This is a genomic window from Anaerohalosphaera lusitana, from assembly GCF_002007645.1.
GTDB classification, from domain to species: domain Bacteria; phylum Planctomycetota; class Phycisphaerae; order Sedimentisphaerales; family Anaerohalosphaeraceae; genus Anaerohalosphaera; species Anaerohalosphaera lusitana.
The window spans coordinates 1,781,503-1,805,539 of the sequence record NZ_CP019791.1 but is presented as its reverse complement, the minus strand read 5'-3'; the positions used below and the strand labels follow the sequence as shown (position 1 = coordinate 1,805,539).

Here is a 24,037-nt window from a genome sequence, read left to right as displayed (position 1 = left end):
TTGAAAATTCTGACTCACTGCTTACTGGATGATGCCCAGTCTTCTCAGTGTGGTCCTTGACCAGCGGGCCGAGCGTATCTGAGCGTTGAGCAGAAGGATGAGAACGAGTACCCACATGCCTACGAAACGCAGGTAATAAAGGATCTGCGTGCCGGTGCTGTCGTCTACATTCTGCCAGCCGGTCATGAGTTCTGCGGGGGCGTAAATAGTGCCGGTCACGACGCCTGGCAGCAAAGTCTGCCATGGAAGCAGAAAAACGAGGAAGTACAGTGAGCAGAGGAAGGCGCGGGAAATGTGCGTCAGGCCTCCCATTCGGCCCGCAAGGGATATTTTGACGCTCATAAGCAGCAGCAGACAGTATGTTACGGAAGCGAGTACGAGAATAAAGTTAGCGATCTTGACCGCTGCGATGATGTGTTTTTTGCCGGGTTTAATGATACTGAGACGGTTTTCGGATGGCTCGGACGCATCCTGGGTTTCTTCTGCGGCATCTCCTTGCTCGACCTGTTCGCCCTCCTGGGTCGGCTGGTCCTCGGATGCTGTCTCGCCAAGAAGCTGGTCTGCGGCTTGTCGGGCCTTTTCTTCAATTTGGGCGGGAGTGTCCTTAAGAATGTCCTGAGCAGCATCATCCTGGGCCTGATCGCTGTTTTGCTCGGGTTCTGGCTGGGGCAGCGGATCCGGGTCGGTGTCGGCAAATGCGAGCAGGGCCACCTCTGGCTCATCATCCGGGGCGGCCTCGATGTAGCCGACTTCTTTGAGCCAGAATACTCCCTGCGTGAGCAGCAGGCAGATCAGGATGATCATAAAAAGGAAGTTTTTGGCGGACTTGAAGACGCTGATCGCTTCAAAACAATCCGTCGTATCGACAATATCATGGGGTCCTTGTTTGTCATTCATATATATTTCTCCGTAAAGGGGCGCGTTTTTGACTATTTTCTCATTGATAAAGGGCATTCTGCGCTAGTTGCTGTGTTTTTTCAACAATTCTTTTTGTGCCCGCTTGCCCTTCAATCAGCTTTGTCGCCCGAAATGGCGTAAGTCCTTTATTTTTCTTGCAAACAATAGCGAGTTACCTATACTTTACAGTCTTGTAAATAACGAAAAAACGGCGATTTTTGTGTTTAAAAAGGTACTGATATGAATCTCATCAAGTGGATCCGCAAGAACGAGCGTAAGCTGATGGCTATTTTTGTGATCGTGATCATGATCGCATTTGTGGGCGGTTATGCACTGACGCAAATCCTGTCTCGAATAGGCGGGGGCAACCGTGCGGTGGCGACCTACCAGGACGGCGAGAAGATAACCCAGATGGAGATGCGGGTAGCTCAGAGCGAGCTGGACCTCCTGCGGATGCTCAACATGAACGCATTCATGTATCAGCCTTCTCAGCGGGGTGAGCTCAATGCACAGCTTCTGGGGCAGTTGCTTTTCCCGAATTCCGAGTATGCGGCGAACCTGAACAGCCAGTTGGCCCAGAGGGCCGCCAGCACGCCGACAATAAAGCTTGAAGACGTGAACGAGTTCTTCAAGCAGGCAGGCGCTAATCCGACGATCAACTGGATACTGCTGAAGGAAGAGGCTCGCAATGCGGGCTTTATCATCACTAATGAAGAAGCCGGTCAGATACTGGACGCCATAATAAGCAGCATGACGCAGGGACGGGTTTCTTCGGCTCAGATACTGAACAGCGTCATGGAGCAGCAGAGACTGACCGAGGATCAGATATTGAAGGTTTTTGCCGATCTGTGGTCGGTAATGCTGTACGGCGAAACCATTTGTTCTACGCAGAATGTTACGCTGGGACAGGTACGAAGCGGAATTGGGTTTGAGAATGAGACCGTGTCGGCTGAATACGTTGAATTTTCAGCGGACGATTACACCGATATGGTGGTAGATCCTTCAGATGAGGAACTGCAGGAGCAGTTTGACACTTACAAGGAATTCCGTCAGGGCAAATATACGGAAGCTAATCCGTACGGTTTTGGATACATGCTGCCCGCGCGGGTTCAGCTTGGTTACATTTATCTGCAGTTGGATGAGATCGAGGACATCATCGAGAAGCCAACCGCTGAGGAGCTTACGGAGTACTATCAGACCAATACGCACGAATTCACAACCGAAGAGCCGGTCAATCCTGATGAGCCTGAAGGTGAAAAGGTTCAGAAAGTCAAGGACTTTGCAGAGGTCAGGGGCCAGATCCGAAACCGTATTATCAGGCAGCGTAAGAACAGCCGAGCCGATATGATAATCAACGAAGCCATCGAAATGGCTGATGAGGGTTTGATCGGTGTCGATCTTCAGGAAGCGTCTGTAGAGGAGCTTAAGGAAAGTGCCGTTAATTACGAGCAGATCGCTCAGAACCTTACAGAGAAGCACGGCGTGAAGGTCTACGCGGGCAAGACGGGTTACCTGAGTGCTGAGGATCTTGCGAGCGACCAGAATATCGGCCGAATGCGTCTGGAGGCTGCGGGCACGGCGGGGACAGAGCTTATGAAGGCTGTTTTTGCGGTAGAGGAGCTTGGGGTTACCGAGCTTGGGCAGTACGAAGCAGATGCACCGCGGATGTGGGAAAACCTTGGCGCACTTCGGGGATTTGATTCGAGAGCCATTGTACGCGTCATCGATGCGAAACAAGAGCAGGTGCCCGAATCGCTGGATACGAGCTATGATGTTACCGGAGTTAAGCCGGGGTCGGACGCAAGAGAAGTGTTCTCAGTACAAGATCAGGTCGTGGAAGACGTGAAAACGCTCAAGGCCCTGGAGATCGCCAAGTCTAAGGCCGATGCTCTGATCGAACGGATCGCAAGCGAAGGCTGGGAACAGGTACTTGCTGAGACGGACGAAGAGGATGGTGACAATGAGCAGGTCAGCACAGAGGAGTTCACGGAACAGAGACGGCTGTCGCTGATGCAGGAGTACTCGATCGAGTCCGCGATGGAAGCTATGCCGGGCAGAGTTGATTACATCAAAAACTTTGCATCACAGGGTAGGAAAGCTGACCTTTTCTATGAGTCGTCAGATGTCGAAACGCCGGCAGCGGTTGAGTTCGCTCCTGAAAAAGCGTGGTATGTTGTCAAAGAGATCGACATCAAGCACGCTACTACGAAACAACTGGCCGAGCAAAAAGGCAGACGTGCGATGGCGGCGGCACAGATGAGTGCCCAGAGCGTTATGCTGCTGCACTACCTGCCTGATAATATCCGGGCCAGAACCGACTTTGAATGGGAAACGGACGACGAAGAGGCTGCTGAGGAATCTGCTGAGCAGGATGCGGAAGCGGCCGATGATAAGACTGAGACGGAGTAAGTGATGCCCAATCGATCCGGCACAGACCATACGATCTTTCTGCTTACCGTGGGTGCCCTTGCGTGGATAATTCCGGGCGCGGGTCATTTCATGATCAAGGAGAAACGCCGTGGCGCGATAATATGCGTGACGATATTAAGCACGTTCGCGATAGGTCTGTTTGTGGGATCGATAGCCGTGGTCAATCCGAATGCGGGCGGGCTGTGGTATATCGGGCAGATGCTCGTGTCTCCTCTGGTGGCGATGGTCGGCCAAATGACTGCTTCCAAGGGGCTTGTGGTGTACGGACGCGAGAGCGATATAGGCCAGATATATACGACTGTTGCAGGACTGCTTAATTTGCTGTGCGTGATCAGTGCTGTTTATATGGCACACAGCGGTCGAGGAGAGATCATCGGTGAGGAGGAAGAAGATGTTCAGTAGTCTTGCAATTATTCTGGGCAGTTTCACTTCGCCGATGAGCATTAAGATGGATCCTGCGTCCCTGCTGTGGATGTTTCCGCTGCTGGCGGCGATAGCGATAGTGTACAAAGCGACCAAGATGCGGGTTCTGTTCCCTGCCAAATTTATCAAAGAAGTCGTGGTGCTGTTTCTCACGCTGAGTGTGTTTATAGTGTTGGCGGGGGCGGGCCTTCATGTGATAGTTCATTTTATCACCACTTGAGGCCGGCCCGGTTGACGGTTGTCATTGTGATTTGATCTGACGTAATTCAACCAGGGCATTCAGGGCGGCTTTCTGCTCGGCTTCTTTTTTTGTGTTTCCCCAGGCAGCGGGGAAAGTATGATCGCTTATGTTTACACCCACTTCGAAACACTTGTCATGGTCTGGCCCCTTCTCATCGAGAAGCTGGTATGCGGGGGTTTGGCCGAACTGACACTGGGCGAACTGTTGGAGCATCGATTTGTAATTTTCGTGATGCTGTTTGGCGTCGGCTTTTACGATGAGCGGTTCGAAGGAATTGATTATGAACTTTGCGGCTGCGTCGTAACCGCCGTCGAGATAGATGGCGGCGATGATGGCTTCGAGCTGCCCTGCCGCTATTGAACCCTCCATTGCGCGGGTCTGATCCATGCCCTTACCGACCCGTGTGAATTGAGGCAGGTCGAGCTGTGAGGCGATCTTTGCGCAGGTTTTTCGCGAGACTAGCATGCTCTTTATCTTGGTGAGATCGCCTTCGAGGTAGTCGGGGAACTGATCGAAGAGGGCCTTGCAGATGACAAGGTCGAGGACCGCATCGCCGAGGAACTCCAATCTTTCATTACTCTTTAGGCGGTGGTCGGCGTGGGATGAATGGGTGAACGATTCTATCAGAAGCGATCTGTCATTGAAACGGTAACCGATCAGCTCTTCGAGCTGCTGGATCTGGCGATCTTCCATATTTTGGGCCTTACATGAGAAGCGAGCCCATTTCGAAAGCCGCTGTACTTGAAGACGGCCTTCGAGGCAGGCTTGCCAGGTTCTGTTTAACGCGGGTATTATAGCAGCGCAGCAGTTAAAGTCAACAGGTACGTCCTGCTGTAAAACTACTTCAGTTTTGCCTTACTTATCCAGCCATTTGCAGGCTTGCCAGCGCTACGAATTTATCATCTACGAACTCGAAAACAGAATCAAGTGCAGTGACCTTGAAAACCGACATTGTCTGCGAACCGACACCCGTGAATATCAGTTGGCGGCCGGTATCGGTGAGCACTTTTCTTAGCTTAAGCAGTTTTGCAATGCTCGAAGAGGTAATGATGTCCACGTCCGTGAAATCGACCACTACGTTCACATCGCCCTTTTTCTGTGCGAGGGATACAGCAGATTCCAGCTCTTCTCCGAGATCCGGTTCTGCAGCCAGATCCAAAACAACCACGTTGTCCGACCAATTTTCAATACCCATATTATCAGCTCCTTCCTGGAACATAAAATCACTCGATTGAAGTATCGGTCAGAATTGGGAGCCATTGAAGGAAAAAACAGATGTGGGGGATATCCCAGGACGCTGTCACTCGAATTGTGTTTATAATGGCACTAAACGGTGCTAAAGAGGGGTTTGCTTTATGTAATCAGTTATACGCATTGTGAAATTTTTTCGCGCGCCACGGTTTTAGACTTGCGCCATCGCTAATGATGTGTCATAATTCCTAAAAAATGAAAGGAAATATGGCATGCACATCAGTGAGATCAAGTACGGTGACCTGCAAAAGTTAAAAGAAAAAGCTCGGATTGAAACCAATGCAAAGCAGCGAGATCGATATCGGGTGGTAGCCCTGGCATTGGAGGGATGGCAAACAAAAGCGATCATGACAAAACTTGATCGCAGCAAAAACTTCGTTCAGCGATGGTGTTATTTCTACCGTGATGGCGGCATTGAGGCTATCGCACCAAAACGTCAAAGCGGCAGGCCTACAAAACTGCCACGCAAAAAAGAGCCTGAGTTGATCAAGCGAATTCAAGATGGACCAACCGATTCAGACGGTGGTGTATGTGTGCTACGCGGCAGAGACATAAGACGGATTCTTGAAAGAGAATTTGGCGTAAAATATTCGCTCTTCGGCGTCTATGATCTAATGCATAGATTGGGGCTTTCATGTCTAAAACCAAGGCCTAAGCACCGAAAGAACGATCCGGAAAAAATGCAGCAGTGGTTGGAGCAAGCCCCCTTTTTGTCCAAAAAGTCCGAACAGAAAACCCCGAAAAGAAAATTGAGATCTGGTTCCAGGACGAAGTGCGAATAGGCCAGCAAGGAACACTGACCAATGTTTGGGCTCCAAAAGGATCCAGGCCTACAGCAGTAAAGCAGACCGAGTATGATTGGGTATATATTTTTGGAGCTGTCAATCCTGTCAATGGCAAATCGTCGGCTGTGATTACTCCGACTGTTAACACTGATTATATGAATCACCACCTGAGATTTATAAGCGAGGAGGCAGGCAAAGATGTACATGTGGTTCTGGTTCTTGATCAGGCTGGTTGGCATATCGCTAAACAGTTGGTTGTGCCGAAGAATATCAGCCTGCTTCACCTGCCTGCATACAGTCCGGAATTGAATCCGATAGAACGTCTTTGGGCCTATATGAAGAGTCACTACTTGAGCAACCGCATTTACAAAAATTATGAGGAAATATTCAACGCAGGAACAGTTGCATGGAACAATATAACCTCAGAAATGTTCTGCTCAATATGCAATACTGAATGGATTAAGCATGAGAATTAATCACAATGCGTATTATACTGCCCGCTGCACTTTTTTGGGAATTTCGTCAGACAGGTCCCATAATGTGTGTCGCGGACAATAAGTGCAATGCGGGCACGAACCTTGAAGCCCGTGCCCGCAAACGCTTGTTGAGGCTATGCTATTGCTTCGGCAAGATACTTTTTTGTGGTCGCGACGGTTATGCGCGGGTCGTTGTGCTTTTTAGCGTAAGCGATCAGTTCTTTTGCCAGTTCTTTGCGAGTATCTTTGTAGGCCGGTTCCTCGTAGAAGTTCACAAGTTCGTCAGGATCCTTCTTCAGATCGAAGAGCCAGGGCTTGTCTTCAGGTGCATATATCAACTTATAACGGCTGGTTACGACACCGAACCAGTTGTCCTTGTCATCGCCCTTTTCGGTGCCATTTCTATCTCCGGTTCCGCGTATAAATGCTATGTCTTTGTAACTGCCATCGGTGCCAGTAAACAGTCCTGAAGCGTCACGGCCATCTTCTTTGCCGGACGTGGGCACGTCCATCAGTGAGAGTACGGTGGGCAGGAAATCCACGCATGACATGGCGTGGTTGATGACGTTGCCTTTTTTGATCTTTTTGGGCCAGGATATGACGAACGGTATTTTTGCGGAGGCTTCGTAAGGGACGCCTTTATTGTTGCGACTGTGTTCGCCGCAGAGGTCGCCGTGATCAGAGGTGAAAACAACTATGGTATTATCAAGCAGATCGAGCTTTTTGAGATGGTCGACCATTTTGCCGACGTTGTCGTCGATGCATTTTACCATGCCGAAGTATTTTGCCATTCCGCGGGGTCCGATCGGTCGTGCTTTCTTGCCCCAGGATGGAAGTCCTTCGGCGGATTTTTTCGATGTCTCGGGCGGCTGGAAATCAAGGTCCTGGTACATGGTTTCATATGGTGGTCGGACTGAATTGGGTCCGTGCGGGTCAGGGATACTTACCATATAACAGAAAGGCTCATTTCTGTTGGCGGTGACAAACTCGATCGCTTTGTCGGCCAGGAAGTCGGTCGTGAAGTTCTCCGGTGTGGCATTGGCGACAGAATAAGAAGGCCTGCCTTTGTTATTTCGTGCAGCAACCCTGGGTCCTTCGGGGGTATCTTCAAGCAGCTTCCAATGGCCGCGGTTGAACATATAGCGGTTGTCTGCGAAGCCGAATTCACGCTCCGGTCCCCATTGCGGCTTACCGAAACCGTCCAGGTGCCACTTGCCGGCGTATCCTGTTTTGTAGCCGTGCTTCTGGAGAGTGGCTGCGAAAGTTTCTATGTCGTCGTTCATCCTGATGTTGTTTGTAACTACCGGTGTATTCTGGGGGTAACGGCCCGAGACGAAGGAGGAACGCGAAGGTGAACATACGGGGGTGGTAGCGTAGAAACTGGTGCAGAGCGTGCCGTTTTCGGCCAGCGAGTCGATGTGAGGAGTTTCGACGGCCACATTTTTGCCCCACACGAAAGCCTGCTTTTGCGAAAGCGTTTTGCGGTAACAGCCCAGGGTCCTAAAGTTGTGCTCATCGGTATGTATTATCAGCAGGTTGGGTTTGGTGTTAACGGCTGAAAAGACACTGGATGGGGAACTCAAGGCTGCCGCGGCGGCAAATCCCGACAGCTTGAGAAAAGATCTTCTGTCTAAACGCATAATGCCTCCTTAAAGTTAAAAAATCCGCTACGGCTGTTTGCAGGTCAACGCATGAACGCGTGCATTTTCGACCTGCATGAACAAGCATCTTCAGTAGTTAAGGAGGCTGCTGGGCAAATATTGGCACATAAAAACTGGCTTGAAGCTTGATTTTTTGCAAAAACTGCTTATTGCACGGTATGAAAGACGATCGCTTTGGTGCTGTTTGGGCGGAGCAGACAGCCGGTCGGCAGAAGGATGATGGTATCGTCCTTTTTGGCCCATCCGTTGTCCTGAGCAACTTTGTTTGCGAGGTCGGCGAATTGTGAGAAATCGCGGGGTCTGGTTCTGCATACCGGTATGACGCCGTAATGCAGGCTCATTTCACGGCACATTTCGCGGTCTGCGCACAGAGCTAGTATGGGCACGTCGATACGTGCCTTGCTGAGGAGTCTGGCGGTGCAGCCGGTCTGACACCAGACGACGACCATTTTGGCCTTCATGTCGTCCACTATCTGGGCGACGCTGCGTGCGATGGATTCGTCTATGCTGAGGTCGCTGTGGGTTTCGATGCGGGGTCTGGGTTCGTTCAGGGAGTCCAGCCAGGCCTCGGTTACCTCGCCGATCTGTTCGATCGTCTGGATGGCTTTTACGGGATATTCGCCTACCGCGGTCTCACCCGAAAGCATTACCGCGTCGGTGAAGTCCATGATCGCATTTGCGACGTCTGAGACCTCCGCACGGGTGGCGGTGGGGCTCTTGATCATCGACTGGAGCATCTGGGTAGCAACGATCACGGGCTTGCCGAGCTTACGGCAGAGCCTGGTGATCTGTTTCTGGATCAGGGGCACCCTGGCCAGGTCCATTTCAACGCCGAGGTCGCCGCGGGCTACCAGGACAGCATCGGAGGCGTTTACTATACTTTGCAGATTTTCCACGGCCTGGGGCTTTTCTATCTTCGCGACGACCCTGATAAGAGAGCCTTTTTCGATCAGATAATTTTTGAGCCATGTGATCTCGTCTGAGCTCTGAACGAAGCTCAGTGCGAGGTAATCGACCCCGTGATCCATGGCCCAGTTCACGCACTGCCAGTCGCGTTCGGTTATTGCGGGAGTGCTGATATCCGTGTCGGGCAGATTTATGCCCTTACGGCTCTTGAGGTCGCCGCCGGTGATGACTTCGCAGATAACTTCACCGTTCTGCTTGTCGGTGATCTTGAGCTCTATCTGGCCGTCGTCGATCAGGACCCGCTGGCCGATGCTGACATCGCTGTAGAAATCGGGGTAATTGGTGCCGAATCGGGCTGCGGTGCCTCTGGGCAGTTTGGAAACGATGCGCACCGTATCGCCCGATGAGACGGATTCGCCTGCGGGCAGTTCGGTGATCCGTATTTTGGGGCCGCACAGGTCAGCAAGTATACCGATCGAGAAAGGAAAGTTGGCCCGGGCTCGGTTTACGTGGCTGAGCATTTCCGCGTGCTCTTCGAGTGTGCCGTGCGAAAAGTTGAGGCGGAACATGTCCACGCCCTGCTCGACGAGTTCGGTTATCGTATTTTCGTCGGCACATGCGGGGCCGAGAGTGGCGATTATCTTTGTTTTAGTCTGCATTTATCTGTTTCTTTGAAAAAGTTTCATTCTGAGATTGCTGGATCATTCTTTAAGTTTACGGCGATTCCCCAGATTGATAAAGGGAAAAGACAAATCTTAGGCGCACACTTGGAGCGGTATTGCTCAAGTGGGTGGTCCAGCGAAACGCCAAAGTCCGTGAAATCTTAGCGAATGCGGGGCAAATTGCAAGTTTGAAGTTTGTTAGTGCTGGAAATTGTGCCGAATACAGAGCCAAGCTGTCATGTCCGGAAAATCAAGAGTTGCAACCAGCTCTGGTCAAAAAAGAGATGATAATTCTGCCTTTGTAAAGGCAATACCAAGCCAATAGGCCATAAACCACCATTGTAACCATTTCAGCGGTAAGCATTTTCGGGTCAAGCGAGTAGGAACCGAGTTCAGCTAACTGAGCGGCAATCTGTGGATCTTCTCGGACCGCAGTCTTGATCTCGGGACGCTCAACCAAAAGGTTTTTAGCCCAAAGACCATAGGCATATCTCAGCAAGATATTGAAATTTTGATAGAGTACTCTAAACAACAGAAGTATTCCAATAGAGCGCAAAACCAGTAACGCCGCTAAAACCAGCGGTGCCTCTTCCGTGTCAGCACCTAATGTGCGGTTAGCCAGCAAATCAGCAGTTCGGCGGGAAAGGAGTAAAGCAGTTATAGCGAGCAGAACCGGTGCCACGCTTTGAGCTATACCGCCAATAAGAACCAGGTCAAGAAGGAAACCGGATGAATCTGTTTCATTCAGTGGACCAATCATTAGTACGCCTGCAAAGATACCGAGACACTTGATCAGCGAGGCGAAAGCGAGAACGAGCAATATCAGGACGATTACCCTTGTGGCAAATGCGATTGCTTGTTGGCGTGTTGCGATCAATTTCGTTTCCCTCTTACAGATTTCGGTCGAGTTTTCGGTAGCTTATTGCTTCGGCTAGGTGTTCGGGTTGGATGTTTTCGTGGTCCTGGAGGTCGGCGATGGTTCGAGCTACTCGGCATATCTTGTCGTGGGCTCGGGCCGAGAGGTCGAATTCGAGCATGGCCTGCTTGAGCAGGTGTTCGGAATTGTCGTCGAGCCGGCAGAACTTTTCGACCTGCTTGTGGGACATGGTGGCGTTGGTGGTGAGATTGCTGTCGCCGAATCTGGCTGCCTGGCGGTGGCGGGCGTTAACGACGCGGTCGCGGATGCTTTTGGAGGATTCCTGTGCGGACGTATCACGCAGCTTGCGGAACTCGACTGCGGGCACGTCGGTGTGGATGTCGATGCGGTCGAGCAGCGGGCCGGAGACCTTGGACATGTAGCGGTCGATCTGGTTGGGCGTGCATTTGCACTGGCGGGTGTTGGTGCCGAAGTAGCCGCACGGGCATGGGTTCATCGCGGCGATGAGCATGAACTGGGCGGGGAAGGTTATTGTGCCTTTGGCGCGGGCGACGGTTACGGTGCCGTCTTCGAGCGGCTGGCGTATCATTTCGAGGACGTTGCGGGGGAACTCTGCGAATTCGTCGAGGAATAGTATGCCGTGGTGCGAGAGGCTAAGCTCGCCGGGGCGCGGATTGGTACCGCCGCCGATCAGCGCCGGGCCGGACGCGGTATGGTGCGGTGTGCGGACTGGTCGGGTTGGCATGAGCGCTGAGCCGCGTTCGAGAAGGCCGACCGAGGAGTAGATGCGAGTTGTTTCGAGCGATTCGCTGAGGTTCAGAGGAGGCAGTATGGTCGCGATCCGCTGGGCAAGCATGGTCTTGCCTGCGCCGGGCGGGCCGATCATCATCACGTTATGGCCGCCGGCAGCGGCTATTGTCAGGGCGCGTTTTACTGTTTCCTGGCCCTTGACGTCGGAGAAATCTACAGCGTATTTCGAGCGTCGGCCGAAGATGTCCTCGACGTTGACGTTGGTCGGTTCGAGGGGCAGGTCGCCTTTGAGGAACGCAGCCGCCTGTGCGAGCGAGCCGACGGCGTAGACCTCGATGTCACGAACGACGGCGGCTTCGTAGGCGTTTTCTTCAGGGACGATGATCGACTTGAAGCCGTGCTTGGCGGCGGACATTGCCATGCTGAGCACGCCGTTGACGGGTCTGACCCGGCCGTCCAGTGCAAGCTCGCCGATTATTACGTGCTCCTTGAACATTTCGCTTTCGAGGGCCCCGGCGCAGCAGAGCATGCCCAGGGCGATGGGCAGATCGAACGCAGGGCCGGCCTTTTTGATGTCGGCTGGGGCGAGGTTCACGAGCGACTGGGTGTCGGGGTACTGGTAGCCGGAGTTGACTATCGCGCTGTGAACGCGTTCGCTGCTTTCCTTGACTGCAGCATCGGGCAGGCCGACGATCATGGGTTTTTCGAACCCGGAACGCGAAACGTCAACCTCGACTTCGCAGATTATACCTTCTATGCCTTCGAGCGTGACACTGTAGAGCCTTGCTAACATTGTTCCTCCTAGGAAATCAGGTCGATTCTGGCAAGTTGAACCGATTATATGCAGATTATTCGCGTCTGCAAGCTAATTTCGCAGGGCTGGTCGTTTAACCGGGGCCGAGGATCGTAAATGTGATCGACGGCCCCGGTTAAGATTGCCATCTAGCGAGTGATGACGCCGATCTCGGCAGCGGAGGTGAAGGGCTGGCCGTTGACGTCCTTTACTGCAACGAATCGGATGTAGCGGGCCTTGCGGGGCTCGTCGAAGAGGACACGCTGCTGCACGGGGTTGTTTTTGATGTTGCCGAAATCACCCTGTGCCGCAGGTTCGCCCCACGCTATGCCGTCGGTGCTGGTGTAGAATTTGTACGTCTTTACAACGCCGTTGAGACTGTTGCTGCGGGGCAGGTAGGTAAAGCCCTTGAGCGTGAGCGTCTCGCCCAGGTCGATCTGGATCTCGTGCGGATGGGGTGTGGCGCCGCCCTGCCATTTGGAGTGCCATATTGTTGCGGGGTCGCCGTCGATCGCATTTGCGGCATCTTCGCCGGTTGATGTGTTTTCGGTGCTGGCATAATAGATGCGCCATTTCGAAGGCGCTATGTCGAACTGTTTTTGTACGATGTCGCTCTTGCGGCCGTCGGATATCGCGACCGCCCTTACCGTTCCGCCGTTCGGCAGGTCGAAAGGCTCGGTGTACAACTGTGAATCGCTTACCGGGTCGCTGCCGTCGATCGTGTAGAGTATCTTCGGGCCTGCAGGTTCGCATTTGATGGATACCTTGCCCTGTGCGTCCCGCTGGATGATCGGGTTGGTGAGCCTTACAGGCGCGCGGAACAGGCCGAAGCCAGCAACGGTAGGCGCGATGCGTGACTGTGTGATCCGCAGACGCACCTTGTCCGTGGTTACGTTCGGGAAGCGGAGCAGGCGTTTGTAGCCGACGGTGGTGCCGGAGGCGATTTCGGTCCATTGGCCGTCGATCATCGTGTCCAGTGCGAAGGATTCGATGCGCTGGCTTTTTTGGATGTATTCCTGAATCATCGCGCGATTGAACGTTTTCTGTTCGGCCAACTCGTAAGTGAGGCTCGCTGTCGGCTGGGCAGTGCCCGGCATCCAGAAGGTGTCGGGATCATTGTCTATCGTTGCATGGCCGTTGTGTTCTGCGTCGAGCGATGCTGAGGCTGAAACCTTTGCATCCGCAGCCAGATTTTCGTCAAAGGTGAGGCGGAGGTGTTCGCCGATCTGTTTCAATCTTTCGACATCGTTCTCGTGGAACAGGCCACGTTTGTCGGGGGGGATGTTGAGCAGGAAGAGGCTGTTGCCGCCTACTGCACCGTAATAGATGTCGAGCAGGTGTTCGAGGGACTTGACGCGGTCGTCCTGGGCAGCATGGTAGAACCAGCCCGGACGGATGGAGGTGTTCGTCTCGGCGGGATACCAGATGAGGTATTCGGCATCTTTGATCACGCTTCGCGAGCCGAGGTCACGACGGGTCATATCGCCCCAGTCGTGCGAGCCTGGGGCGTTCGGGACCGCTACTACGGACCATTCGGATTCGCGTGTTCGGCCAGCCTCGTTACCAACCCAGCGAACGTCGGGGCCCTTGACCGCGATGACTGCGGCAGGCTGCAGTTTGCGGATCATGTCGTACCAGGCATCGTAGTTGTAGGTCTGGCCTGTGCCGGGCTTGGGATTGGCGCCGTCGAACCAGACTTCGTGGATTGGGCCGTATTCGGTCAGCAACTCGTAAAGCTGGTTGAGGAAGTAGGTGTTGTAGTCGTCGAGCTCGTATGTGAATTTGGGGTAGTCGGTTTTACCTTCGGGAGCTTTGGTTGGAATGGTAACCTGTTTCGGCTTTGAGCCGTTGCCGTAGACGCCCTCGGATGATTCGATCTGATAGAGGTCGGCGGGTGAGAGGTAAACGCCAAGTTTGAGGTCATATTTTTCGCATGACTGGGCGAGATCGCCGACGACATCGCCCTTGCCGTCCTTCCACGGACTCGATTCGACCGAATGGTCGGTAAATTTGCTTGGCCAGAGACAGAATCCGTCGTGGTGCTTTGCGGTGAACAGTATCAGATTCATGCCTGCGTCTTTGGCGGCTTTGGCCCACTGGTCCGTATCGAGTTGGGTCGGGTTGAATATGGCTGGGTTTTCCTTGCCGGTGCCCCACTCGCGGTTGGTAAATGTGTTTACGCCGAAGTGGACGAACGCGGTGAATTCGAGCCTCTGCCAGTCGATCTGCCTCTGTGTCGGAGTTACCTGGACCGCTTTTTGGATATAGTCCGGGATTGCAGGCGGTTCCTGATCCGCCAGAACCGTATGCGACGGTCCGGAAAAAGTGATCAGAGCGGTAAAAACTGCAACAAAAACATATCTTCTAATTTTCATTCTATGCCTCCGATATGATATCTGCATTAACTTTTCACTCAGAACCTGCAAGGAAGCCACATCTGCACCCAGATACAATACCCTACCGGCCGTGAATACTTAGCTGAAAAACGCGTTTTTTCGTAAAACGCCCGCTCAGTCACTTTAGATGAAATCGCCAGAGTAAACAAGTGCTATTTGGCCGTGAACTCTGCCCGGTGGGTGAAAAAAACTTGAATTGGAACAGTAAATGTGCCACAATCGAACGTGGCTAAATTAGCTTGCTGTAAGAATCTAAATAAAAATCTGTCAGGCATAAAGTTTCAAACACAAGCAGATCTCTCATAAGTGCTTCTAAGACAGAGACTTAGGCAAGATTGAGGACTCAAAAATGGCTTGCGGGGTCGGATTTTTGGTCTTTTTGCCAAAAATGTCTTGTAATATGGCGGCAGATCCGTATAATTGACAGTTGGATAGATTGCTCTTTTTCTTTTTATATCTCTATCTCTCTAAGAGCAGAGGCGAGAGATTATATTTTAGTTATTGATACAATATTTGTATTCGCCTCAGCTTACTAAAGGCTGGTCTTTCTCGGGCTAGCCTTTTTTGCTGCGCGCACAAAAAGAGCAATACCACATTTGAGGAGGCTGGGATGGAAGGGGCTTTTTGCGGCTGGAAGATTGGGCCTTGCTCAGGCCTGATGCTTTAGCTTTGTGAGGATTGCTGAAGCCAGGATGTGGCGGAGCTGATCCTCGTTAAGAGTTTTGAGGTAGCCTTCGGTAAAATCCATCGGAAACGCCCCGTCAAAATTCATGATCTTATTGACCAGGCCGTTCTTATCAAGATCATTCACAGATCCAGCTATTTGTTCAAACGTCGTACACATACTCGCCATAATTCGTTATTCCCCCGGAACACACAAATCCGTTTTTTACACCTAAGTCTCTATCGGCAAGATTCGAACCGGAATGCACACAAATATCTGAGGTAGTAGGAATTTGCAACTAAGAATTGGCATGAAAAAAATTTGAATTGTAAAAAATCTGCCGGTTTGGTAACTTCTCGCCATGCTTACAGAACAGCTAAATTTCGACTTACCTGGCGAACTGATCGCACAGAAACCCGCTTCGGTGAGGAGTAAATCGCGTCTGCTGGCCCTTAAACGGGGCACAAGTCAGGTTGAGGACAGGGTTTTTGAGGATATATGCGAATATTTCCAGCCGGGGGACTGTCTCGTACTGAATAATACGAAGGTATTGCCTGCCAGATTTTTTGGACGCAGGACCAGCGGTGCTACCCTGGAGGGGCTATACCTTTCGAGTACGGATGAAGGCCTGTGGGAGGTGATGCTGAAAAACGCCCGCAGGGTCAAGGAAGGCGAGGTGATAGTACTTTCGTCGAGGGACAAGGGGGATTTCTGCGAAGCGGTTTGCAGACAAAGACTTGGGGGAGGACGATGGCTGCTGGAGGTTGAAGCCAGCAGCGTTGAGGAAGTTCTGGGCGAGATCGGCTTTGCCCCCCTGCCGCCGTACATCAAACGGCCGGGAGGCGGTGATCAGAGCCGGGAAGACATCGAGCGTTATCAGACGGTTTTCGCTCAGCAGGCCGGGGCGGTGGCAGCGCCGACCGCGGGGCTTCACTTTACGCCGGAGCTGCTGCAAAGGCTTTCCGATAAGGGAGTTATCACTGCCGAGGTCACGCTGCACGTCGGTGCGGGAACGTTCAAACCGGTCACGGCGGAGAAGCTGGAGGACCACCACATCCACAGCGAGCGGTACGAGGTCGGCGAAAAGGCGGCGGAAACGATCAATGCCGTGCGCGAAAACGGCGGGCGGGTCGTGGCGGTGGGCACGACGGCGGTTCGGACGCTTGAAACGGTGGGCAGGAGCGGAAACGCTGAACCTGGCAGCGGGGATACGCAGCTATTCATAACGCCGGGCTTTGAGTTCAAGCTCGTGGATATGATGATCACGAATTTTCATCTGCCCAAATCGACGCTGCTGGCGCTGGTGGGGGCCTTTGCGGGACTTGATAACGTGATGGCCGCGTACCGCCATGCAGTGCAGCAGGAGTACCGATTCTACTCGTACGGCGATGCAATGCTGATCTACTGAGCGTCTCATCTTAGCTGAACGTACTTTCACACGGCGCATAAAAATGGGCCCGCCGTTAAGCAAAGGCCCATTTTCAATCTATACGAGAGCCTAATCGAGATAAATTTCATCGCCGGGCTTTATATCGGGCACGGCGGCCTTTTTGGCCTCGACGTCTTCCGGGAAGATCGCAAAGCTCGGTGCCATTTCGATGACGCAGTCCGGCTTGCCTTCGCTGTTGCGCGGGATTTGGATACCAGCGGCTTCTAGCCATTTTGCCGCCCTTTCGGTCATCATCTGCTTCGTGACGGCCGGCGAATCAGTGCCCTCGGCGTTCTTGACGGGTGCGAATTCTTCCTCGCGTACAGTTTCGAGTATGATCGACTCGTCCGCGAGCGGCAGAGCGTCGAAGACGAATGTCTCGAGCTTGACGCCGTTGGGCTCTTCGGGCTTGACCTTTTCGCCCTTTTCGTTGATGTGGGGGATTTTCTTGACCGCACGGTGGATCGGCAGAGCGAAACCATGTGCGTTGAGCTTTTCGACGAAATCGACGCTTACTATGTGTATGGCGATCGATCCGAGCTCGAATACGAGCGATCCGTCCGGGTTCTGCCTGTGTGCGTCATCTTCGGGGAGGTCGCTGTATTCGATAACGGTGACTTTGCCGTCGACGAGGCAGAAATTGCCGACTTTTTCCGTTGGATAGGCTTTTATGAGTGCCTTGGAGGACATTCCTGCGTTGTTTTTCGCGTGCAGTCCGATAAAAAGCGGATCGAACAGCCTGACGAGCGGGTTGTCGACCTGCCAGTAGCTGATGTACTCGACGCCGCGTTTTTTCATGTCCGCGATCGCGCCGCTGACGTGCAGGGCCTTTAGGCTGCCGCCGTGGCCGTCGGGGCTGGTTGCGAGCTTATCCTTTTCAGCGAGCAGAATTTTGCCGTCCAGACTGAAATTGATGTTGGTGCCCTGCTGGAAGATGAAGACGTTGTCAGGGTTGAGGCCGAAATAGCTGCTCTGCTCGAACGTTTCGACAGTTTCAGCATGGTTGAGCGGGCTGGTCATTATGTACCAGGGTATCGCGGCACCGAATTTTGCTGATGCGGCTGCTACGGTTTCGGCGAAAAGCTGAAAAAGGGTTTTCTGCTTGACCGGGCTGATGGGGTAGTTGCCCTTAGGGCCGCTGAAGCCAAGCCGTGTGCCCTGGCCTCCCGCAACGGTGAAGCCTGCTACTTTGCCGTTTTCGAGCAGTTTGACGCCCTTTTCGACGGCCTGCTTGTATGTCGCGGCCTGTTTGTCGTCTTCCGGCTCGGCTGGGTACGAAGGCGCGGGCTCGAATTCGGAGGGAACCTCCATCGGCGAATCGTTCTTGACGTACTTTTCTGCCCATTCATCGATCTGGACGAAATCGAGCTCTGAGAGCTGGGAGAGCAGTTTCTGCTGCTGCTTTTCGTCGAGCTCATCGTAAAAAGCGAGCAAATGCTGCTGGCCGTGCTGAGTCAGTAATTCTTTGATCTGTTCATAGCTTTTAATATCAGACATATCTTTTCCTTTAATGAATGCCGTCCTGAATTAGCCAGATAGATTAACGGAATCCGTCTGATTTTCAAGCGATAGAATTGACAAAAATACCTGCAGGCTGATTCATGGTCCATCCGATGCGTGGTTTTTGGACATTGGTCAGAAAAACACCGGCAAAACGACAGTAAAAAGTTGAAAAACAAGCTCGTATGGGCTATAATTTACTTAGATGTGGTTTTTCGTAAAGAGAAACCACAAATTATGGGCCGTAAAGACGCCCGGAGTGAAATTTTGACTTGACAAAATGATTTGATTTGTGCTAATTTAGCGTTAGAGCAGAAACAGAACAAGCGGAATAGAAGGACAGGTTCGGAAACTTTTTATATCATATATTCACCAGCAATCATATAAAGTTTTCTTTTCATATCTTTTTCTGAACCCTCCTAACCATGCGACCTTAGTTGAGCACCTGCTCTGACAGACAAGGCCGGTAAGTTTGCAGAAGTTTTGCGTAGGCTTTGTGTGGTCGTACATTTCAAAAACCTTACTAGAGATCGCTCTGGCGGTGCGTAACCGCTGGATTAGCCGGTTTTGCCGGTGATATGCCCTGCGTAGGGGCGAAACAACAGAACTTATTCATGTGTGATCTAAACAGAGCGATCGTTAAAGTAATTCTCTAAAGTTAAGGAGAGAAAAAGATGAAGAAAAAAGGTTTTACACTAATTGAGCTGCTGGTCGTTATCGCGATCATCGCTATGCTGATGGCGATACTGATGCCGGCTCTCGGCAAGGTCAAGAGAATGGCCGAAAGAATTGTCTGCGGATCAAACCTCCGCGGCCTGGGTAACGCCGTCGCAGTATACGCAAGTGACTACGATGACGAGTATCCTGTGCATCACTTCGATGCCGATAACACCTGGCGTCACAAGAGATCTAGTTGGCAGCTTCCTGACAGGACGCCCGAAAGAAACGATGCGGCAGTTGCAGTTTCGTCCAGTTTGTATCTGCTGGTAAAGGAAGCTGATGTGGACACGAAAGTGTTTGTCTGTAAGAGCGCGGATGAACAGGCCTTTGAGGGCGAAACCCCACAAGTAAGGGCAGAGGGAGTGGACCTGATCGAAGTATGGGATTTCGGTGATACTCCTTATGACAATCTCAGTTATTCTTATCAATTGCCCTACGCTCCCTCGGGCGGACGTGCTCGCCCAGTAAGCGGCAGCAGTGATCCAAGTATGGCTGTTATGGCAGATAAGAACCCCTGGACTGACAGCACCCTGACCGTAGATGGCGATGTAACTTCCGAAGATTATATGTCCAAAACGTTTTCGTGGGCTAACTCAGCCAGCAATGTTGAGGATCTGGAATCGCTCCCCAAATGGGTTGAAGCTCTCAGTAATTCAGGTAACCACCAGCGTGAGGGTCAAAACGTGCTCTTCAACGATATGCACGTAACCTTCCACAAACGCGCAGATGTCGGAGTAAACCAGGACAACATCTGGATGAAATACCGCACTAATGAAACAACTGAGTGGGCAAAGCGTGTTGGCGAACAGAGCGCTCAACCAGTTTTGAATAATTTCGACAAGTTCCTGCCACATGACAGAGAGGACAATGTCCTTGTCTCTGATGAGAACCCTGCAAATAACGATGTCATTGCTTCGCAGTAGTTTTACATTGCAGTAATTGATAAAGGCTGAGAGGTTTTCCCCTCTCAGCCTTTTTTTATGATAAGCAGAATTTGTTGAATATAGTTTTACGAATTACTAACCACGAAAATGTATTTGTCTCTGAACGGTACCGGCTGGCTGATCTTGTAACCCTCAAACTGTTCAGTGTAACAGTCAAATGATCGTGCTAGTTCGTAATAGGTTCGCTTGTGCGTTTGGTCTGCGAGCCAGGAAGTCACAATAAATATCCCGTTTGAGGACAGGTGGGATCTTACATTTTCCATTGCCCTTGCAAATCCCTGCTCACTGACGATGTGCTGTGTTACATCTATCATCAGGACCAGATTATAGCTCTTGTCAGGCAGATCTTCTGACGTAACATCGGTTTTTCTGAATGTGTAATCAGGGAAACGCCGCCTGAGTTCGGGAAAAAGCTGGTCGCTGATGTCAATTCCTGTGTAATTCTTCACCCCCTGTCTTTGGAGCATTTCGGTATAGAAACCAGTTCCGCAACCGATATCCAAGACCTTGAGAGAAGACCAGTTAGATACATATTCACTGCACAATTCTAGCACAATTGTTTCGGCTTGGGCGTAATCCTGCCGATTTTGTTCGTCAGAATAAGATTTGTTGCCGACTCCCCGCATGTCAAAGCCAAACTTCGCGTGTCTTTTCTTCCAATATCTGGCTGGCACGTACTTTGGGTCACCAAGCAACTTTTGCCTGATTTTTCTTATTGTGCTGCTTATCTTTTTCACATTTATCCTGCCTAGCAAAAAATTTCCCCATGATAGTATCGGCGGAATGCCCACAAACCTGCAACAATCACACGTATTCTCATTTCAGATCGAATCACAACGTAAATATAGTGCATTTCGTCAAAGTTTATTGTAAAATTCCGTTCAATATTAACATTTTTCGTTTTTTGAATTCGGATTTCTATGAAGCAGAAAGTATTGATCATTGGTTTAGATGGCTTTACATGGACCGTGGCTGACAAACTCATCAGCCTTGGGGCCATGCCCAATATTGCCAATTTGGCTGAAAATGGCTGCAAAGGCACTGCAACGAGCGTCATCCCCTGCGAAACATCCCCCGCATGGGCATCTTTTCAGACCGGATGCTTGCCGGGGAAAACGGGAATATTCGGCTTTCACAGATTTGACTCCGGCAACAATGAAATTCGACTGAACAGCTTTTCCGATATTGCCGTGCCAAGCTTGTGGGAACTGCTAACTGATGCCAGCAAGCAGGTAATCAGCATCAATATGCCTATCAGTTCACCCGCCCCTGAGGTAAATGGTGTTATCATTCCTGGACTTTTATGCCCAGACCTTAACCCTGAGACGGTATTTCCAAGCAGTATTTACAATGATTTCATTAAGCCTACGAACGGATCATACAAGATCGTTGATTCCGGAGGCAAGGGAGTTGGTATCCAAGAAATGGTTTCCATGGCAACAGCTACGGAAAAATGCCGGGCCGAAGTAGCTCTAAAGCTGATGGAAAAATATGACTGGGACTTGCTCAGCATACAGATCCAGAGCACCGACATGCTGCAGCACAGATTCTGGTACGCACTTGACAAGGATGCAGAAGGATTCAGTGAAAAGGCATTCGAAGAGTTGGTTCTTTTTTACAGTGCATGTGATAAGTTTGTTGGCGAGTTGGTAAAGTCTGCAGGAGAAAATACGACAGTTTTTGTTATAAGCGACCATGGTTTTTGTCGGGCTTCGCACAGTTTGGCAATCAACGCATGGCTCAGAGAAGAAGGGTACTTAACAATCCAAAAAAAAACAAGCACCTGGAAACTGCTCAAGGACCGTGTCCCCCCTATCAAAGCGATAGCAAGGGCTTATGGCAAACTGTTTTCATCACAGCAGTCCAGATCCACTCGGGACGAAGAATTGACACATTTGCGAAACCTTTTGGATATGGATTCGACCAGGGCTTTTTGCCTTGGCAATCTGGCTGGCCTGGTTTACCTGAACGGAGATGTAGAGACCCGGAAAAAACTGGCAAAGGATATATCAGACAAACTGCTTGAACGCTTTGGAACTGACGCAGACCTGAAGCTCATAGAGTCTGTGAAACCGGGTGACGAAGTGTATGGTGAAGAAACAACGAACTATCGCATACCGGACCTTGTGATCGAATACTGCACCGGCGTACAGGCCCGTCTGAGCCCGCATGATACCAGAATCGTCCGCAGCGCAATACGGAATGGTCTCCAAGGCGGCACTCATGCCATGGACGGCTTTTTCATTGCGAACGGAGAAGCTATAGAGCAAGGAAAGTCAGTTAACTGCAGACTGGTAGATATAGCTCCTACTGCTCTTGCGCTGCTCGGTAAGAAAATACCGAAACATATGGATGGCACGGTAGTTACCGAGATATTGAAGGAAGAGTTGCAAATTGAATACACCTCCGTCGACCATGCTGACAAAAAAGTAAGCAACTATAAGGACGAGCAGCAAAACACGGTGGAAAAGCAGCTTAGAGATCTAGGCTATCTGTAAATTTATTGCTTTTTTGCTCTAATATCCATTAGTTGCCTGGCAATTGCAGTCAAGGCTGGCCTTCTGCTTTTTTTGTCAATCAGGTATGCTAGAAAACAGTACGTTCCACAGGCACTCATCACCTGAAGTGCAAGAAACCATATCTGAGAAGGTTCAAAAGGCAAAAGCCGGATTAGGACGACCGAAAACAGCATTCCCGCTGAAGCGATAACGGGTATGAGCAATGGCTTGAGACAATCGACCAGTTTAGATTGGGTTATTCGGGCGACCATCCAGAAGCCAACCGGCTGAGCTACTGTCTGCATAAGAGCCAGGGATAAAGCTACGCCTAGAACATCATATGTCCGTGCCAACGGATAGATAACGGCAGCTAAAACGATCAGGTTTAGCATTTGAAGTCTTGCGGCGATGTTTGGTTTTCCGACTGCGACATACAAAGGCCCCCTGCTGGCCCCCAGGGATCGCGCAAAACCAAAAACTACCAAAACCTTGATAAGAGGCGCAATCGCCTGCCAGTCTTCATCGAACGCAACTTTGACTACAGATTCGGAAAAAAGGAAAATCAAAACTGACACCGGGACAGATATAAACGATATCAAAGTAAAGACCTTCAGGTATGCATCCCTGAGCCGAGGAATGTCATTCTGGATCTTTGAGTAGGCAGGAAACGCGACCTGCCCCACAACCCTGGTTATCTCCGTAGAAGGCAGATTGGATATCTTGTATGCAACCTGATATAAGCCAAGTGCTGCAGGCCCGAGAAAAGCAGCAACGAAGTAGTCGTCACCTTGGGTCAGAAGGAAAGTAAGCAGAATACCAACGGAAATATGGCGGCCAAACTTCCACAATTCGGATGCCTTTGAGAATACAAGTGCAAATGTGGGACGCCGTTTGGTCAGTATATGACTTAGCAAAAAGCGGCTGAATTCTTCGGCAACTCTCCCTGCCACTACACCCCATACAGATTTATATACACAAACCAGGACTACGCCCACTAATATCCCCAGCAATCGCCCCCACATTTCAATGTGAAACAGCTTATTGAACTGCAATTCCCGGGTATATTTTATGACAGCGGCGTTGGAAAAGCCGCGAAAAATGAGGCAAATAGCTGAAACCCTTATAACCTTTACTGCAAGATCTGCCACCGACGGATCTGACAGGAAAACAGCGGCGTAAGGAGCCGCTAAGAAGGCCAGCAGATATAATAGGACAGAACGGGCCGCCTCGATCGTCCATACTGTATCCAGATAGCCCTCGATATCGCCATGCCTTTGAACAATCGCGGACTGAAAGCCCGTCTTGGTAAATATCTCAAGCCCCCCCATGACCAGCCAACCGACTACGGCAACACCCATTTGTTCAGTAGTCAAAAAATGGGTGAATATAACCAGCCTTACAGCAAATAACAGTTCCGTACTTATCTTCAGAACAGTTTTCCAGAAAACACCCTTGGCGGACTTTTTGAACAGGTCGTGGTGTTCTTTTTGAGGTTTTGGCTCTTTATTCTGCAATCTTTTCTCTCGAATACGCTCTAAAATGCAAGCCGGTTAAACCGCTTTGGACTGGTTCGGCTTCCATATCTTTAATCGGCTAAGATCGGCTGGGGCATAAGTTTATCGAATGCGACAGGGAAAATCAACTTCTCTGCAAAATGCGGTTTGTTTTGTCTTGCGTTTTTGTTAAAATCATCGGCTAAAAGCTCAAAATAGATGCAAAAGACAGAGGAGAAAT

20 protein-coding genes are annotated in these 24,037 nt (G+C 51.0%); 8 read left to right on the top strand and 12 right to left on the bottom strand.

Translation table 11 applies throughout. The annotated features are described in order from the left end of the window. Positions 1 to 21: 21 nt before the first annotated feature. Positions 22 to 897, bottom strand: coding sequence for a hypothetical protein (locus STSP2_RS07480; protein WP_146661346.1), 876 nt, complete (start codon positions 895 to 897; stop codon positions 22 to 24). Positions 898 to 1,137: 240 nt separating this feature from the next. Between STSP2_RS07480 and STSP2_RS07475 the strand changes: the two genes are divergently transcribed. Genes STSP2_RS07475 through STSP2_RS07465 form a run of 3 tightly spaced genes read left to right on the top strand, consistent with a single transcriptional unit; the run spans position 1,138 to position 3,970 of the window. Next, positions 1,138 to 3,306: a hypothetical protein gene (locus STSP2_RS07475; RefSeq protein ID WP_146661344.1), complete on the top strand. Its 2,169-nt coding sequence runs from the start codon at positions 1,138 to 1,140 to the stop codon at positions 3,304 to 3,306. Between the two features lie 3 nt (positions 3,307 to 3,309). Beyond that, complete coding sequence (locus STSP2_RS07470; RefSeq protein WP_146661342.1) at positions 3,310 to 3,729, top strand: DUF6677 family protein; 420 nt, start codon at positions 3,310 to 3,312, stop codon at positions 3,727 to 3,729. Next, complete coding sequence (locus tag STSP2_RS07465) at positions 3,719 to 3,970, top strand: hypothetical protein (protein WP_146661340.1); 252 nt, start codon at positions 3,719 to 3,721, stop codon at positions 3,968 to 3,970. The genes STSP2_RS07470 and STSP2_RS07465 overlap by 11 nt, the downstream gene beginning before the upstream one ends. Before the next feature lie 21 nt (positions 3,971 to 3,991). Here STSP2_RS07465 and rnc read toward each other — a convergent pair whose 3' ends face one another. Both rnc and STSP2_RS07455 read right to left on the bottom strand, forming a co-directional pair. Beyond that, the gene (gene rnc, locus STSP2_RS07460) at positions 3,992 to 4,684 is read right to left on the bottom strand and encodes a ribonuclease III (RefSeq protein ID WP_146661338.1); all 693 of its coding nucleotides are present in this window, start codon (positions 4,682 to 4,684) and stop codon (positions 3,992 to 3,994) included. A gap of 166 nt (positions 4,685 to 4,850) precedes the next feature. Continuing rightward, positions 4,851 to 5,186 (bottom strand): STAS domain-containing protein, encoded by a 336-nt coding sequence (locus tag STSP2_RS07455; protein WP_169853062.1) that lies wholly within the window; start codon positions 5,184 to 5,186, stop codon positions 4,851 to 4,853. A gap of 268 nt (positions 5,187 to 5,454) precedes the next feature. Between STSP2_RS07455 and STSP2_RS07450 the strand changes: the two genes are divergently transcribed. After that, on the top strand, positions 5,455 to 6,024 hold the full coding sequence (locus STSP2_RS07450; protein ID WP_146659670.1) for a winged helix-turn-helix domain-containing protein: 570 nt from the start codon (positions 5,455 to 5,457) through the stop codon (positions 6,022 to 6,024). After that, the gene (locus tag STSP2_RS07445; RefSeq protein ID WP_146659672.1) at positions 5,931 to 6,503 is read left to right on the top strand and encodes an IS630 family transposase; all 573 of its coding nucleotides are present in this window, start codon (positions 5,931 to 5,933) and stop codon (positions 6,501 to 6,503) included. The genes STSP2_RS07450 and STSP2_RS07445 overlap by 94 nt, the downstream gene beginning before the upstream one ends. A gap of 134 nt (positions 6,504 to 6,637) precedes the next feature. Here STSP2_RS07445 and STSP2_RS07440 read toward each other — a convergent pair whose 3' ends face one another. The 6 genes from STSP2_RS07440 to STSP2_RS17310 form a co-directional block, all read right to left on the bottom strand. After that, positions 6,638 to 8,143, bottom strand: coding sequence for a sulfatase family protein (locus STSP2_RS07440; RefSeq protein ID WP_146661334.1), 1,506 nt, complete (start codon positions 8,141 to 8,143; stop codon positions 6,638 to 6,640). Between the two features lie 167 nt (positions 8,144 to 8,310). Beyond that, positions 8,311 to 9,729 (bottom strand): pyruvate kinase, encoded by a 1,419-nt coding sequence (gene pyk / locus STSP2_RS07435; RefSeq protein WP_146661332.1) that lies wholly within the window; start codon positions 9,727 to 9,729, stop codon positions 8,311 to 8,313. Positions 9,730 to 9,982: 253 nt separating this feature from the next. Beyond that, positions 9,983 to 10,609 carry a hypothetical protein gene (locus STSP2_RS07430; RefSeq protein ID WP_146661330.1) on the bottom strand — a complete coding sequence of 209 codons (627 nt, stop codon included), beginning with the start codon at positions 10,607 to 10,609 and terminating at the stop codon, positions 9,983 to 9,985. Positions 10,610 to 10,622: 13 nt separating this feature from the next. Next, the gene (locus tag STSP2_RS07425; RefSeq protein ID WP_146661328.1) at positions 10,623 to 12,152 is read right to left on the bottom strand and encodes a YifB family Mg chelatase-like AAA ATPase; all 1,530 of its coding nucleotides are present in this window, start codon (positions 12,150 to 12,152) and stop codon (positions 10,623 to 10,625) included. A gap of 149 nt (positions 12,153 to 12,301) precedes the next feature. Beyond that, positions 12,302 to 14,527, bottom strand: a complete 2,226-nt coding sequence (locus tag STSP2_RS07420) for an alpha-L-fucosidase (RefSeq protein WP_205848029.1) — start codon at positions 14,525 to 14,527, stop codon at positions 12,302 to 12,304. Positions 14,528 to 15,197: 670 nt separating this feature from the next. Continuing rightward, positions 15,198 to 15,401: a hypothetical protein gene (locus STSP2_RS17310; protein ID WP_169853061.1), complete on the bottom strand. Its 204-nt coding sequence runs from the start codon at positions 15,399 to 15,401 to the stop codon at positions 15,198 to 15,200. 172 nt (positions 15,402 to 15,573) lie between these two features. On the opposite strand from STSP2_RS17310, the gene queA reads away from it, so the two are divergent. Further along, entirely contained in the window at positions 15,574 to 16,620 is a 1,047-nt protein-coding gene (gene queA, locus STSP2_RS07415; protein WP_146661324.1) for a tRNA preQ1(34) S-adenosylmethionine ribosyltransferase-isomerase QueA, read from the top strand. Positions 16,621 to 16,710: 90 nt separating this feature from the next. Here the strand turns inward: queA and STSP2_RS07410 are convergent, their stop codons facing one another. Beyond that, entirely contained in the window at positions 16,711 to 18,138 is a 1,428-nt protein-coding gene (locus STSP2_RS07410) for a UTP--glucose-1-phosphate uridylyltransferase (RefSeq protein ID WP_146661322.1), read from the bottom strand. A gap of 677 nt (positions 18,139 to 18,815) precedes the next feature. Between STSP2_RS07410 and STSP2_RS07405 the strand changes: the two genes are divergently transcribed. Beyond that, on the top strand, positions 18,816 to 19,784 hold the full coding sequence (locus STSP2_RS07405) for a type II secretion system protein (protein WP_146661320.1): 969 nt from the start codon (positions 18,816 to 18,818) through the stop codon (positions 19,782 to 19,784). 86 nt (positions 19,785 to 19,870) lie between these two features. Here STSP2_RS07405 and STSP2_RS07400 read toward each other — a convergent pair whose 3' ends face one another. Further along, positions 19,871 to 20,542: a class I SAM-dependent methyltransferase gene (locus tag STSP2_RS07400; protein ID WP_146661318.1), complete on the bottom strand. Its 672-nt coding sequence runs from the start codon at positions 20,540 to 20,542 to the stop codon at positions 19,871 to 19,873. 183 nt (positions 20,543 to 20,725) lie between these two features. Between STSP2_RS07400 and STSP2_RS07395 the strand changes: the two genes are divergently transcribed. Then, positions 20,726 to 22,303, top strand: a complete 1,578-nt coding sequence (locus STSP2_RS07395) for an alkaline phosphatase family protein (RefSeq protein WP_146661316.1) — start codon at positions 20,726 to 20,728, stop codon at positions 22,301 to 22,303. A 2-nt stretch (positions 22,304 to 22,305) separates the two neighbouring features. Here STSP2_RS07395 and STSP2_RS07390 read toward each other — a convergent pair whose 3' ends face one another. Then, the gene (locus STSP2_RS07390; RefSeq protein WP_146661315.1) at positions 22,306 to 23,817 is read right to left on the bottom strand and encodes a lipopolysaccharide biosynthesis protein; all 1,512 of its coding nucleotides are present in this window, start codon (positions 23,815 to 23,817) and stop codon (positions 22,306 to 22,308) included. Positions 23,818 to 24,037: the final 220 nt, after the last annotated feature.